At 54.4% G+C, this 13,400-nt stretch carries 13 protein-coding genes; 11 read left to right on the forward strand and 2 right to left on the reverse strand.

Annotated features, from left to right (window positions below; all coding sequences use genetic code 11):
- Positions 1-5 precede the first annotated feature (5 nt).
- Complete coding sequence (locus B5D61_RS19870) at positions 6-1,361, reverse strand: CmpA/NrtA family ABC transporter substrate-binding protein (protein WP_078815178.1); 1,356 nt, start codon at positions 1,359-1,361, stop codon at positions 6-8.
- A gap of 17 nt (positions 1,362-1,378) precedes the next feature.
- Entirely contained in the window at positions 1,379-2,476 is a 1,098-nt protein-coding gene (locus B5D61_RS19875; RefSeq protein WP_176159553.1) for a CmpA/NrtA family ABC transporter substrate-binding protein, read from the reverse strand.
- Positions 2,477-2,570: 94 nt separating this feature from the next.
- On the opposite strand from B5D61_RS19875, the gene B5D61_RS19880 reads away from it, so the two are divergent.
- The 11 genes from B5D61_RS19880 (at position 2,571) to B5D61_RS19930 (ending at position 13,329) form a co-directional block, all read left to right on the forward strand.
- Complete coding sequence (locus B5D61_RS19880; RefSeq protein WP_217699022.1) at positions 2,571-3,473, forward strand: LysR family transcriptional regulator; 903 nt, start codon at positions 2,571-2,573, stop codon at positions 3,471-3,473.
- 142 nt (positions 3,474-3,615) lie between these two features.
- Positions 3,616-4,065, forward strand: a complete 450-nt coding sequence (locus tag B5D61_RS19885) for an NUDIX hydrolase (RefSeq protein WP_176159554.1) — start codon at positions 3,616-3,618, stop codon at positions 4,063-4,065.
- Positions 4,062-4,832, forward strand: a complete 771-nt coding sequence (locus B5D61_RS19890) for an SDR family NAD(P)-dependent oxidoreductase (protein ID WP_078815181.1) — start codon at positions 4,062-4,064, stop codon at positions 4,830-4,832. The genes B5D61_RS19885 and B5D61_RS19890 overlap by 4 nt, the downstream gene beginning before the upstream one ends.
- Before the next feature lie 52 nt (positions 4,833-4,884).
- Positions 4,885-6,138: an ArnT family glycosyltransferase gene (locus B5D61_RS19895; protein ID WP_217699023.1), complete on the forward strand. Its 1,254-nt coding sequence runs from the start codon at positions 4,885-4,887 to the stop codon at positions 6,136-6,138.
- A gap of 101 nt (positions 6,139-6,239) precedes the next feature.
- Positions 6,240-7,454 carry a bifunctional 3,4-dihydroxy-2-butanone-4-phosphate synthase/GTP cyclohydrolase II gene (locus tag B5D61_RS19900; RefSeq protein ID WP_078815183.1) on the forward strand — a complete coding sequence of 405 codons (1,215 nt, stop codon included), beginning with the start codon at positions 6,240-6,242 and terminating at the stop codon, positions 7,452-7,454.
- A 41-nt stretch (positions 7,455-7,495) separates the two neighbouring features.
- Positions 7,496-7,999, forward strand: coding sequence for a 6,7-dimethyl-8-ribityllumazine synthase (gene ribH, locus B5D61_RS19905; protein WP_078815184.1), 504 nt, complete (start codon positions 7,496-7,498; stop codon positions 7,997-7,999).
- A 3-nt stretch (positions 8,000-8,002) separates the two neighbouring features.
- Positions 8,003-8,422 carry a transcription antitermination factor NusB gene (gene nusB / locus B5D61_RS19910; protein WP_078815185.1) on the forward strand — a complete coding sequence of 140 codons (420 nt, stop codon included), beginning with the start codon at positions 8,003-8,005 and terminating at the stop codon, positions 8,420-8,422.
- A 215-nt stretch (positions 8,423-8,637) separates the two neighbouring features.
- Positions 8,638-10,044, forward strand: coding sequence for a MotA/TolQ/ExbB proton channel family protein (locus B5D61_RS19915; protein WP_078815186.1), 1,407 nt, complete (start codon positions 8,638-8,640; stop codon positions 10,042-10,044).
- 57 nt (positions 10,045-10,101) lie between these two features.
- Positions 10,102-10,995 carry a coiled-coil domain-containing protein gene (locus B5D61_RS19920; RefSeq protein ID WP_078815187.1) on the forward strand — a complete coding sequence of 298 codons (894 nt, stop codon included), beginning with the start codon at positions 10,102-10,104 and terminating at the stop codon, positions 10,993-10,995.
- Between the two features lie 79 nt (positions 10,996-11,074).
- Positions 11,075-12,574 carry a hypothetical protein gene (locus B5D61_RS19925; RefSeq protein WP_078815188.1) on the forward strand — a complete coding sequence of 500 codons (1,500 nt, stop codon included), beginning with the start codon at positions 11,075-11,077 and terminating at the stop codon, positions 12,572-12,574.
- A 146-nt stretch (positions 12,575-12,720) separates the two neighbouring features.
- Positions 12,721-13,329, forward strand: a complete 609-nt coding sequence (locus tag B5D61_RS19930; protein ID WP_078815189.1) for a hypothetical protein — start codon at positions 12,721-12,723, stop codon at positions 13,327-13,329.
- Positions 13,330-13,400 lie beyond the last annotated feature (71 nt).

Below are 13,400 nucleotides of genomic sequence, written 5' to 3' on the forward strand. Positions count from 1 at the left end.
GGAGATCACTTGAGTCCGATCTCGAAGGACTTAAGATAGTCATTGGGTTTGTGCCCATCGTAGGTCTTGCCATCGATGAACTCCGAGGTGGCCGGGCGGTAGCCATCTGTGCCGAGAGGGAAATCTGCTTCGGTGAAAAAACCTTCCTTGATCAGTAGCTTGGCGGCCTGCTCATACAAATCGGCTCGATAGACAGACTTTGCGGTTTCGGCATACCACGCGTCTGGCTTCTGTTCTTTCACTTGGCCCCAGCGCACCATCTGGGTCAGATACCAGACACAGTCACTCAGCCAGGGATAGGAGGCATGATGTTTGAAGAAGACATTGAAGTCAGGGGCAGGCCGCTTGTCTCCAGGCTCATATTCAAAGGTGCCAGTCATACTGTTGGCAATGACAGCTTCATCGGCGCCGACGTAGTTAGGGGCGCTCAGAATTTTGACGGCCTCTTTACGGTTCTCCGCATTGGCATCCAGCCATGCACAGGCACGAATGATTGCCTTGGTCAGTGCTAACGTGGTGTTCGGATTGGTTTCGGCAAAAGCCTTGGTGATGCCGAAGACCTTCTCTGGATTGTAGGCCCAGATTTCGTGGTCTGTGATCACTGGGACACCGATTTTTTTGAAAACGGCTTGCTGGTTCCAAGGTTCACCGACGCAGTAACCGACAATGGTGCCCGCTTCCAGAGTGGAAGGCATTTGCGGCGGCGGCGTGACGGAGATGACGAGGTCGCCATTGAGCACTCCAGGGATGTTTTCTTCGCCGGATTTCGGATCGAAGTAGTAGCCAGGACTGATCCCTCCAGCGGCTAACCAATAACGCAACTCATAGTTATGTGTGGAAACCGGGAAGACCATGCCGAACTGCAAGGGCTTGCCAGCGGATTTGGCTTCCATCACGATCGGCTTGAAAGAGTCCGCTTTGATCGGGTGTTCGGGTTTACCATCGCTACCCAGGGGGATGGCTTTTTTCATTTGCGCCCATACCGCATTGGATACCGTGATGGCGTTGCCATTGTAATCCAGGCTGACAGGAGTAATCACCTCGGCTTTCGTGCCAAAACCCACCGTGGCGCCAATGGGTTGTCCCGCCAGCATATGGGCACCGTCCAGCTCGCCAGAAATCACCCGGTCGAGCAGGACTTTCCAGTTCGCCTGGGCTTCGACTTCGACAATCAGGCCCTCGTCTTCAAAAAAACCTTTTTCCTTGGCAATGACGAGGGGTGCACAGTCGGTGAGTTTGATGAAGCCGAGGCGGAGTTGATCTTTCTCCACATCGAGCAGTTCGGTTTCTGCGCCGAAGGCGGAGAGGCTGAGGAGGGCCAAAAGGCCGGGTACAGTCAGGTAGGTCTGGGGTTTGCGCATGATGATTTGGCAATGGGTTAGGCTGATAGGGAAGGGGATGTTTTCTTGGTCTTGGACGCGGCGGTGGCGGCGGGCGGTAAGAGGTGATCCGCGCTCCAGCATTCACGCAGAGCCTCGGAAGCTTCGGCTCTTTGAGTCGCCAGGATGAGGCCGTGCTGGACGAACTGATTCAGCAGCCACATGCCCCGCTCATTCAGAGGTTCATTGGCCTCACGGCGGTGAAAGATGTGGAAGGCGGAGGCGTCCATGCTTTGGCCGGTGCCGAGGTCGAGAGGACCAATGAGGGACTTTTTCAAAATCGCTTCGCCATTGAGGAAGTAACCGCTGGCTGCCAGGATGCGGACGACCTCGGGGCGATTCTCTAAGACATCGCAAAAAGCGCAGGCCTCTCGCAGGGCGGCTGTGATGGCTTGGGCTTGGTCCAGATGACTGCTGATGAAACTCTCATTCATCAGCAACACTTTCTCAGGGTGATTGGGGGCCAATTGCTCGCTGGTGGCGACGATCCAACCAACGGCTTTATCCACGGCCACAGAGTTCCAAGGTTCTCCCACGCAGTAGCCATCGATCAGCCCGGCGGCCATGTTGGCGGCCATCTGAGTGGGGGGCAATGCGACGATGCGGACGTCTTGATCGGGATTGATACCACCCGAGATCAGCCACTGGCGCAGCAGGAAGTGGTGCGCTGCATAGCGGGAGACCATGCCGAAGGTGAGCCGCCGAGATGTGGTGCTGCGGATCAGTTTCTTTAGGCTGGCGGCATCCCGGACCCCGCGATTCCACAAGTCCCGGCTGAGGGTGATGGCATCTCCATGGAGATTGAAAACGAACGGAGCCACGACGCGAGAAGGTGGTGTGCTCAGACCTAACCGCATGGCTAGCGCGAGACCCGCGATGGCATGCGCAGCATCCACCTGGCCGTAGAGGAGCTTTTCCCGGATGGTGGCCCAGCCGACCTCGCAGCTCAGCTCCACCTGCACACCGTGCTTCCGAAAGAGATCTTGCTCTTTCGCCACCAGCAGAGGGGCACAGTCTGCCAGCGGGATAAACCCGATGCGGACTGGCTGAATGACCCCGGAGAGAGAGGGGCCTGAAACAAGGGCGGCTTTTGGCATAACGCCCTCCTTTATCAGCAGCGGTGGTGCCACCGTGCCAAACTCATGCAGAAACAACGCGCAATCTTTTTCACATGGTGTATGAATGATATTCATGGATCAGCCCCTCGATACTCGGCAGCTTCGCGCCTTTATCTCCCTCGCCCGCAGTGGTAGCTTCACGCAGGCCGGGCGGGAACTGCACCTCACTCAGTCAGCCATCAGTCATGGCATCAAGGCCCTGGAGACAGACCTCGACTGTCAGCTTTTTCATCGCCAGGGAAAGAGTGTTCATCTCACTCATCATGGTCGCGAGTTGCTGCCTCATGCAGAAACCATCATGCGCGCGATGAGTCAGGCACGTGCTTCTTTAGGGGCTCTGGATAAGAATCCGCGCGGGCGCCTAACCATTGGTTGCACACCAGCAGCGTCTCAATACATCCTGCCGACGGTTTTTCGCGAGTTTAAGGAAAGTTTCCCCCAGTATGAAATCCGTGTGTTGCCTGGGGAGACCCCGGAGATCATGGAGAAACTGCAGGACAATCAAGTGGACCTCGCGGTGACGTTGGGCCCGCCAGACACCTCACAACTCGTCTGCCAGACCATCTTCGAGGACGAGCTAGAGTTCCTGGTTTCTCCTCTGCATCCCTGGGTTTCGAAAGTGCCCAAGATTAAAGATGCGGTGACGGAGACCTTCATTGTTTCCAGTCGAAGCAGTCTGAATTTCCTGATGATCCAAGAGTATTTTTTGAAACAAGGAGTGCGTCTTCAGCACTTCATCGAGCTGGGGAGCAGTGAAGCCATCAAGGAACTGGCCAAACTGGGATTGGGCATCGCTGTGGCAGCGCGCTGGATTGCGCAGTCGGAGATTGCGGCGGGGCAACTCGTGCCCATTCGGCTACCCAAGGCCAAGCTGCGCCGCCGGTGGGTGACATCGTTTTTAAAGGGGCGTCCCTTGAATCTCGCCGAACGCACCTTTATCGGTTTGTGTGAAGAGGTGGGACGTCGGATGAATTGAGTTTTCTCGCTTCTCGCTTTTCCGCATGGATTCTGTTTCACCCTATCAGCATTGCTCCCGATGTGGTGCGGGAGCTTTGATTTCAGTCTCTCGACGAGAGTTTGTTTGTTCGCCTTGTGGTTATAGGCACTTCATTACGCCGGTGCCTGCCGCCGTAGCTTTGATCTTGGATGATGAGGGGCGTCTGCTCGTGACTCGTCGTGGTCACGAGCCTGGCTTTGGCAAACTTGGACTGCCGGGCGGGGTTATCGAGCCCGGTGAGACGGCCGAGGAAGCCGCATCTCGTGAGACCTTGGAGGAGGTGGGGCTCGCCGTTCCCGTGGGTGCCTTCGAATCTTTCCTGACTTTGCCTAACATCTATTGGTTTCAAGATTACCCATGGCCCACCTTGGATCTGTTTTATCTGGCTCGCGTGCCTAGCTTTGAAAGTGCGCAGGCTTGCCCTGAAGAAGTTTCCGAATTGTTCTTCATCTCGCTGGCCGAGGTTTCGGTGGCGGACTTCGCCTTTGAGTCCAATGCTCGTGCTGTGACCAAGCTGCAAGAATATGCTGCTCAGTCTGTTGTTAGCTTTCGTTCTCCTTCTCACCCATGACGCATTCACTTTTCGACCTTTCTGGAAAAAAGGCTCTCGTGACCGGTGGCAGTAAAGGCCTTGGCAAGGCCATGGCGCGCGGATTTGCTGAAGCCGGTGCGGATGTCATGATCTCTAGCCGTAGTGAAAATGAGCTGACAGCTGCGGCTGCCGAGATTCAGGAAGGTCTTTCGATCAAGGTGGAGTGGATGGTGGCCGACATGACCGACCGTGCCCAAGTGAAGGCCCTGGCTTCAGAGGCTGAGCAACGCTTGGGGAAAGTCGATATCTTGATCAATAACGCAGGGGCGAATCATCCCCAGGCAATCGATGAAATCACAGATGAGGTATGGGATCGAATGGTTGAGCTTGATCTTACCAGTTGCATGGCGCTGACTCGTTATCTCGTCCCGGGTATGAAGGAGAGAAAATGGGGACGTGTGATTCACATCTCGTCGGTGCTCGGAGTGGGCTCTAAAGAAAAGCGTAACGCCTACTCGGCCTGTAAAGCGGCTCTCATCGGTCTGGCTAAAGCTAGCGCCATCGACCTCGGCCCTTTCAACATCACCGTTAATTGCCTCTGTCCCGGTCCTTTTCTGACGGATCTGCCCATGAGCCTGCTCAGTGAGTCGGAGAAGCAAGCCTTTGCCAACCGCACGGCCCTTCAGCGCTGGGGACTCCCTCGTGAGCTTGCTGGACCGGCTCTCATGCTGGCCAGTGAGGCGGGGAGTTACATCACAGGGGAAGCTCTGCTGGTGGATGGCGGAGCGTTTGCTCGGGCTTTGTAATTACTATAAAGTTTGCTGGCGTTCTACGAGAGGTGTCGTTCAGTTAAATGGAATGTCTTCGGCTCCATCTCTCTCCATTCTCAATTCACCGCGTCTTGCCACAGGGCTCGTGGTCGTGACATTTTTGATTTATGCGGTCTTGGCGGTGCTGCGTCACTCGGATCACCCGATCTGGGATGAGGCCCGATATCTGGAATACGCGAGGAATCTGACGCATGGATTCTATGTGACGGACGAAGATCCTAACTTTGTCAATGGCCCGGCTTATCCCATCGTTTTGATGCCCTTCTGTCAGAGTCCGCAGGCCGCGCTCGGGGGGCGGTTATTGAATGCCTTTTTCATGGCGGCTACCGTGGCCTTTGTCTGGCTGACCGTCCGGCGTTATGCCAATGGCCCGTGGGCTCTGGCGGGAGCGGCCTTGACAGGGTTTCACCCCACCTTGTTATGGATGGGCTTCGCCCTGATGAGTGAACCCATGTCGGTTTTTTCTCTGACCGGTTTTGTCTTGGCCTTCACGACTGCACTCCGGCAGCGTAGCTGGGCCTGGAGCCTGCTTGCCGCTCTATTTTTCGGGTGGCTGATCATGACTCGCGTGTTCTTTGGGCACGTGTTGATGGCGACCGCCGTGCTCTGTCTAGCCTTGCTGCTCATCCGGGAATGGCGGGCAGCCCTCGTGCGGACACTGGCCATACTGGCGCTCTCCTTCGGGCTTTGTGTTCCCTACCTGGCCTACACTCAAGCTAAGACAGGGGAGTTTCTGTGCTGGTCCACAAACGCAGGCGAACTGCTTTACTGGATGAGCAGTCATCATGAGGGGGAAAACGGACACTGGTTTGGCAAGGCGGATGTTCGCTCCGTGCCTGAGGTGGCTGTTCTTCACGACGCCTTTTATGAGCAGGTGCTCAAGCATCCTATTCTGGAACGGGAGGCCATGCTGAAAGCGGCTGCTGTGGCCAATTTTAAGTCCAATCCAGGCAAGGTGGCTTACAATTGGGTATGTAACCTCACTCGCTTGGCTTTTGGATTCCCACGCTCTCATCAGCCGGAAGAACTCCGCACGGTCGTGCTCATCCTGGCCAATGGTCCCTTGATTCTGATGGCCATTGTGGCCGGATATCTCGGGCTGCGATTCTGGCGCACCATGCCTGTCGAAATCTGGATTCTCATGGGGATGACGGCTTTTTATCTCGGTGGAACGACCCTGGCCCCCTGTCTGCCGCGCTATTTTGTGCTGATGGTTCCCGTCCTCTGGTTGGGGGTGGCACAGGCTTGGCACCGTCACTTGCAGGTAACGATCAAGCCCTGAAAAGATCAAATCGGCACTGGAATTGAGCCGAGGAGGCGTTAACATCGTCCTCCCAGCCAAAGGCGTGCGTATGTCTTGGCACGGCTCTTTCCAACCTCTCTATGCCCAGCAAGAAGACTCCAGTCTGTGACTCCGTTGAATCCGTCATCGCGGACATCCACGCCGGCAGGATGGTCATTGTGACGGACGATGAAGATCGCGAAAATGAAGGTGATTTGATCTGTGCTGCCGAAGCCATCACCCCTGAAATGGTGACGTTCATGGTGCGAGAGGGGGGCGGAATGCTCTGCGTGCCGGTGTCGCTGGAGATCGCCACCCAGCTCAATTTGGAGAGCATGGTGCCGGAAAATCGGGAAGCTTTTCGGACGGATTTCACGGTCACGGTTGATGCTGCTGTCGGTATCACGACAGGTATCAGCTCCGCTGACCGGGCTCGCACCATCCGACTCTTAGCGGATGCGAAGAGCACCATTGCTGATTTCGTCCAACCTGGACACATCAATCCGCTCGTGGCGAAACCCGGGGGCGTTCTGCGCCGTGCTGGACATACTGAGGCGGCGGTGGATCTCTGCCGTCTGGCTGGCCTGCGTCAGGCGGGGGTGCTCATCGAAATCATGAATCCGGACGGCACGATGGCACGCATGCCGGATCTCAAGAAGTTTGCGAAAAAGCATAAACTCAAGATCTGTTCGATTGCGGATCTCATCGCTTACCGTCGCCGCAGCGAGAAGCTGGTGGAGAAAATGGAGGTGGTGGACATGCCCACCGACTTCGGAACTTTCAAGCTGCACCTGTATAAGAGCAGCCTGGATGGCGTGCATCATGTGGCTCTGGTGATGGGTGAGATCGATGCAGAGACACCCACCCTCGTGCGAGTGCACAGTGAGTGCCTTACCGGAGACATCTTTGCCTCCCGCCGCTGCGACTGTGGCAGTCAGCTACACGCTGCCATGAATAAAGTGTCCGAAGCCGGGCGCGGCGTCATCATCTACATGCGCGGTCATGAGGGGCGCGGGATCGGTCTGCACGGCAAGATCATGGCCTATAAACTGCAAGAGCAGGGTCTGGATACGGTTGAGGCTAATCTCAAGCTCGGCTTTGCGATGGACCTTCGGGACTATGGAATCGGTGCCCAAATCATCTCAGATCTCGGCGTGCGTAAGATTCGCCTCATGACCAACAATCCACGTAAAGTCGTGGGGCTGGAAGGTCATAAACTGGAGATTGTGGAGCAGGTGCCCGTGATCTCTCAGCCCAATCCGCACAATCAAAAATACCTGGAAACCAAAAAGAAGAAGCTCGGTCATAAACTCTAATGAGCGAAGTGTTTCCCTCCTGATTTCTTTCTCCTCCCTCCATGTCACAACACGGTCCCAGTCGTCCACGCCCCATCCAAGATCGCGTCTCCATCGCGATCGTGGCCAGTTTGTATAACAATCAGTTTGTCCAAGGCTTGCTGGATGCGGGTCGTGCGGAGTTGGAGGAATTGGCTCCCAATGCCATCATTACCGTTTACCGCGTTCCAGGAGCGTTTGAGATTCCGGTCTGTGCTGAACTGGTGATCAAAAACACCAAGCCGGATGCCGTCATCACCTATGGTGTCATTATCCGCGGTTCCACCGAGCACGCTGATCTCGTTGGGGCTTCCGTCACGGAGGCATTACAACAAATGGCCGTGCGTCATACCACTCCGGTGGTCCACGAGGTACTGCTGGTGAATTCTGAGGCTCAGGCGCAAGAGCGCTGCCTCGGCACTGAGATCAATCGTGGCACGGAAGCCGCCCAAGCGGCAGTCAATATGGTGGCGTTGTTCCGTAAAATGCGCGCCAATTTCACCGGTCAACCTGAAGAGCTTGCCTAAACCATGGGAAAACGACGCGAAGGACGCGAAGCTGCCGTCCAATTTCTCTTTGCTCATGAGCTTCATGGCGAGCACACGGCTGAAGAGCAGGAAGCCTTTTGGACCATTCATAATGCGAAGACCTCCGTGCGCACGTATGCGGAGACTTTGATTCAAGGTGTATTGGCGGATATTCCCGCCATCGACGCTCTGATCGAGCCCGTGCTGGAAAACTTCCGCATTCAGCGTCTTGCGGCCGTGGATCGTAATGTCCTGCGTCTGGCGGTCTATGAACTCGTCCATGTGCCGGATGTGCCAGCGGCTGTCGTGATTAACGAAGCCATTGAAATCGCTAAAGCGCTCGGGGCAGGGGAATCCGGTTCCTTTGTGAACGGTATTCTGCACAAAATCGCCCAAAAAGTCAGGAGTAAATCAAACACCTGACATCAGCGGCAGGTCAGAAGTGAGACGATTCGTGGTCAAAAGGTTTCGAAATGACCACTTTTGTGCAAAACCAGCAAAAGGAAGTGCACAAAAGAGAAAAGACTTGTTGATCCAATCACTGCCGCTTTGATAAAACTCCATTTTGCCAAAACCCCAATCAAACATCAGGAACCAAGGAGAATCGAACTGTGAAATTCAAGTGCCCATCTTGTGACATGCAGCTGAAGGCCGAGCCCGAAATGGCTGGCAAAGTTGTCCGCTGCCCAGGTTGCAACAGCAAGCTTTCCATTCCAGCCAATCTGGGAGGTCTGCCTCCTCCCTCCGGACTGCCAAGTCCAACGGGCGTCTCGGCTCCTGAAGGTGGGGATTACAGTGGCGACGGTGCCTCCTATCAAGCTCCGGAGGGAGCTGGTGAGGAGCAACAGCAGACCTATTACGAACAGCATCAGCGGGCTCGTGGTGGCTGGGAAGAATCTGATCCCACCAACCCAAGCCTGTTCGGTTCCCTCAGCATCGGGGTGATCGCTACCCTGGCTTGGTATGGCATCTTGTTCCCCTTCGGTGTGGGAGCTTACAATTCTCCTGCCGTGAATACGATGGATTACATCCACGATCTCTTTTATGAGCGCACGTGGGTGAACTACACGGAAACTTTCTTCTTCTTCTGGGCCGTGGGCATCCTGTGGCTGAAGATGAAAAAGCTGCGTCATCAAAAGGATGCCATGTTCCTCGACATTCTGCCGACTGACATCAGCCAGGAAGTCAATTCTCAGAATGTCAGTCAGTTCATCGATCACCTCTACGGTCTGCCATCTCGTCTGCGTGACAGCATGATGGTCAACCGTATTCGCAAGGGCTTGGAACTCTTCGAAGTTCGTCAGAACAACGGTGAAGTCAGCGGTATGCTGGATGCTCAGAGTAACATTGATGGCGCCCGTATCGGCGGCAGTTACTCGCTGGTGAAAGTCTTCTTGTGGGCCATTCCGATTCTCGGGTTCATCGGGACGGTGTTGGGTCTCTCTCAGGCCATTGGTAGCATGGACCTCACAAACGTCTCCGACATGGATAAGATCATGGCTTCCATCGGTAACGTGACCAGCGGTCTGGGAACGGCCTTCGATACTACCCTCCTCGGTCTGGTTCTGGCCATGTTCTTGAACTTCCCGATGAATGCCTTATCCAAGGCTGAAGACGATAACCTGAACAACATCGATGCCTTCTGTAACGAAGTGTTGATGCCTCGTCTCAATGACGGTGGCGGTCTGGCCGGTGGTGACACCAATGGCATGATGGATGTGCTGGTCAAAGCTGTGGCCAATGCCCAGAAGGAATTCCTGGTGGACCTCAATTCGCTGTCTGCCAAAATCAAAGAGCAGGCGGACAACCTCGACAAACGTGCGACCGCCCACCAAGAGCGTGTGGACGCCGAATTTGCCGCGACTCTCAATCGCATGCGCGAGGAATTCTCGAACGCGGTCAAAGACAGCGTCAAGACTACCACCGACTACACACGTGCGCTGGCGACCGGCATCCAAGGCCTGAACAACGTCCTGACTGAGCTGGGCAGCAAGCAAGTCATCGTGCAGCAGGTGCAGAAGAAAGGCTGGTTCAGCCGCCAGTAATTTCTTTCCAAAAACTCCCCTCTCTTTTTCCTCCCTCCTTAATTTTTTCATTCTGCTATGGCCCAGCGACGTGAGTCATCCGGCGACGAGGTCTCGCTTTTCCCATTCTTGAGTATTCTAGCGTGTCTCATCGGCGCGCTAGTCCTCATCATTGTCGTGCTTGTGGTTGCACAGGCCGGGAAAGCGGAAGGTCGCACTCCAGACGAGATCCGCATGGCGCAGGATTTCCAGCGCATGAAAAAGGAGCTTGAGGAGCGCAAGAAGCTGGATGTCATCTTGAAAGAGAAGCTGGCTGAACTGGAGAAACTCCAGAAGCAGATTGATGAAACCCAACAGCGTTACATCAAGCTGCGTAAACTCCTGGACTCCTCCAAGGAAGTCCAGGAGCAGAACAAGGAGATCAGCCAGAAACTTCAGAAAGAACTCGATGACCTTTTGACGGAAATCGACGGTCTGAAAATCCAGCAAACGGAGACCAAGAAAGAGATCGCTGCTTTGATGGCAGAGATCAAAAAGCGGCAGGTGTCGCCAGATAAAAAGATCCCACCCGTTGTGGTCCAGCCTTCAGGTTCCGGCATGACGGATGAAACCAAGGTCTATTTCGTCGAATGCTCCTCTGGTGGTCTGAAAGTCTTAGGCGCTTGGGGCGAAGATTATCGCTTGGGAGCTACTCCCAGTATCGTGGTCGCTGATGTCAGCTACAATCACTTCCTGACCGAAGTGGCGAAGAACAAAAACTCACTGATTCTCTTCCTCATCCGTGACGATGGTCAGGGTGCCTATAATACAGGGGCAGGGCGTGCCGAAAACGATTACAACATCCGCACAGGTAAGCTTCCAATCCCTGGTCGCGGGGTGTTAGATTTGGCTTTGTTTGACAAGTATCGTGGCAAGATCCCGCCACCGCCTGCTACTAGCAGTGCTCCCGCGACACCTGCGCCCAAAAAGTAAGTTTTAACCTTCAACCTTTCTCAAATTCATGGCTAAAAGAAGATCTGGTGGAGGCGGCGAACTCAATCTTGACTCGCTGATGGACGCTGTCACAAACGTGGTCGGCGTGCTCATGATCGTGTTGGTGATGATGGCTCTCAACACAGCCCGCACAGTCCAAAAAATCCTTTCGGACCTGCCTCCTGTGACCAAGGAAGAGCACGAGCAGATGCAGGCACAGATCAAAGCGCTGCCACCGCCTCCTGCTGATCCCAAAAAGATCGAGGAAGATAAAATCCAAGCCGAAGCTGATCTCAAGAAAGCCATTGAGCAGCTACGCAGCGTGGACACGTCCGACATGGCTGCAAAAATGAAGTTCATGGATCTGGATTCTTTCCGGGCGAAGTTGGAAGAAGCCAAGAAAAAGCGTGATGGCGAAAAGACCGAGTTGGATAAACTCTTGGCTGAGATCGAAAGACTGAAGGCTCTGTTGGATGAAACTCCTGTCTATGAGCCGCCACCGCCTAAGTATGTGCGGTTGCCGAATCCAAGGCCTTTCCCAGAGAAGGCTGTTAAAACTCGTGTCTTGGTTGCTGAGCAAGGCGTGTTGATGCTCAATGAACAGGAGTTTGTGAAACCCATCATTGATGGGCTTGATAAGGTGAAGAGCCAACTCGAATACAAAGAGACCAAAATTGATCCTTTTAAGGACATGCTGACCAAAATTTTTGGTTCGCCTCAGGCAGCTCAGCAGGCTTGGCCGGAGATTGCTCCACTGGTGAACACTTTCCAAATGGATCAAGTGGCCAATGCCTACAAAGCCTTAGCTGCAGCTGGTCTTCAGCCTAACAAAGCGATGCTGACAGCGCTGGGGGATGTGACTTTGGCCATCCGTTCAAATCTACAGTCGGTTGCCGAAGCCGTGGTGGCCGCGACCAAAGGTGATTTGGCTAAATGGCTGGCCTTGGATCCCTCGAAAGATCCCTTGAAGCCAACGCTTAAAGCGGTGCAGGAAGGTAACAAAATCACCTTCACTTACGGTTCGAAGACAGCCGAAGTCAAAACCAGTGCTAAAGACGTCTTGAATTATTTCATCAAAGATCTTGCCGATCTCGATGGGGTCAAAAACCGCGGCCGCAGCAAGGTGATCTATGACGCCTTCAAGATCCAGGCCATGCTCGAGAAGGCGGCTTCCAGTCCGACCATCACGGGTGCGTTTGCCATCAAACCTATGATTCGCCCTGGTTCGACCACGGTGCAAATTGCCTTGGCTCCTAAAGCAGGTGGGGGAGAAACCTTGGCTCAAATGCAGGCGGAGGGCTCTAATTATCAGCGCACGATGCGTCAGATCAAAGGTGATCCAAACGGTGTGGCGGTTTTCCAAGTAATGTCGAATGCCTTCGATACTTATCTTGAGGCACGTAAAATTGCCGATGACATTGGCGTTCCTGCGGCTTGGGAATTTCTGGCCAAGCTGGATCTTACCGTCAATGTAAATGGCTACGAAGTTCAGCGCTTCGCGGAGGCTCCTAAGCCGGTTCCACCTAAACCAGGGCAGGATACCGTGACGATCAAACCCCCCACAGGAGGTTTGGACTAGCCTCTCCCTGCGCGTCATTTTACTTCTGTGGCTTGCCCTTCAAAAGCTCTTGAAGCCACAACGTCCCGTTTCTCCATTTGACCTTCTCTAAGGCGCGGTCTAAAAACCCCGAACATTCCGCATCCATGCGGGTCTAAGCTGATTCTATGCATTCTGCCCATCCTCTGTTTCGTCTTTCTTTGGCTCTTAGCTTCCTGGCATTGGCTGGGTCTTCCTGGGCTACCCAACTCCCTCTTGATCATCCTTGTGCAGGTTTGGTGAAGAAGTATCTCGAAAGTGTGGTTTCGCAGGACTGGAAGACTGCCGCAGCGATGCTTCTGCCGAGCTCACTGGAGCGGAAGCAGAAAGAGACCATTGCCATCATCAAGACGGCTCCGACCATGACGGAAGAAGCCCAGATGCTTGAGCGCTTCGGCGTGAAAGAAATTCGTGAGCTTGAAACCCTCAGCCCCCAGGAGTTCTACATCACAGACCGCACTGCTTGGCATAAGCGCATCAATGCCGCTCCTGAAGTGACCAAGAAGAAGCAGGACACGCTTAAAATTGATGTGCTGGGTCTGGTGGAAGAAAAGGACAAAGGTTATGTCCATGCGACTGTCCGCACTTCTCAGGAAACCCTCACCGACCGGATCGAAGAACTCTTCCTCATCTCCTTTGTCAAAGAGGGGGATAAGTGGCTGATCTGGCCTGAAATGAAAGACCGTCCGATCATCACCCCGCTTGATGGTGCGAAGAAGGACGAGGACAAGAAATAACATTGTGTTTTGACGAGGCCTTGTAGGCTTCATATCTGCGGCTGACTGTCCGATGGAGTTTTTCCGTCACC

Source organism: Prosthecobacter debontii (assembly GCF_900167535.1).
In the GTDB taxonomy this organism is placed as follows: Bacteria; Verrucomicrobiota; Verrucomicrobiia; order Verrucomicrobiales; family Verrucomicrobiaceae; genus Prosthecobacter; species Prosthecobacter debontii.

Bases quoted from the DNA above. Each gene is read 5' to 3' on its own strand.
- B5D61_RS19895 (WP_217699023.1), top strand. From the start codon at position 4,885: ATGTCTTCGGCTCCATCTCTCTCCATTCTCAATTCACCGCGTCTTGCC.
- B5D61_RS19880 (WP_217699022.1), top strand. From the start codon at position 2,571: ATGGATCAGCCCCTCGATACTCGGCAGCTTCGCGCCTTTATCTCCCTC.
- nusB (WP_078815185.1), top strand. From the start codon at position 8,003: ATGGGAAAACGACGCGAAGGACGCGAAGCTGCCGTCCAATTTCTCTTT.
- B5D61_RS19875 (WP_176159553.1), bottom strand. From the start codon at position 2,476: ATGCCAAAAGCCGCCCTTGTTTCAGGCCCCTCTCTCTCCGGGGTCATT.
- B5D61_RS19890 (WP_078815181.1), top strand. From the start codon at position 4,062: ATGACGCATTCACTTTTCGACCTTTCTGGAAAAAAGGCTCTCGTGACC.
- B5D61_RS19900 (WP_078815183.1), top strand. From the start codon at position 6,240: ATGCCCAGCAAGAAGACTCCAGTCTGTGACTCCGTTGAATCCGTCATC.
- B5D61_RS19920 (WP_078815187.1), top strand. From the start codon at position 10,102: ATGGCCCAGCGACGTGAGTCATCCGGCGACGAGGTCTCGCTTTTCCCA.
- ribH (WP_078815184.1), top strand. From the start codon at position 7,496: ATGTCACAACACGGTCCCAGTCGTCCACGCCCCATCCAAGATCGCGTC.
- B5D61_RS19870 (WP_078815178.1), bottom strand. From the start codon at position 1,361: ATGCGCAAACCCCAGACCTACCTGACTGTACCCGGCCTTTTGGCCCTC.
- B5D61_RS19915 (WP_078815186.1), top strand. From the start codon at position 8,638: ATGCAGCTGAAGGCCGAGCCCGAAATGGCTGGCAAAGTTGTCCGCTGC.
- B5D61_RS19930 (WP_078815189.1), top strand. From the start codon at position 12,721: ATGCATTCTGCCCATCCTCTGTTTCGTCTTTCTTTGGCTCTTAGCTTC.
- B5D61_RS19925 (WP_078815188.1), top strand. From the start codon at position 11,075: ATGGACGCTGTCACAAACGTGGTCGGCGTGCTCATGATCGTGTTGGTG.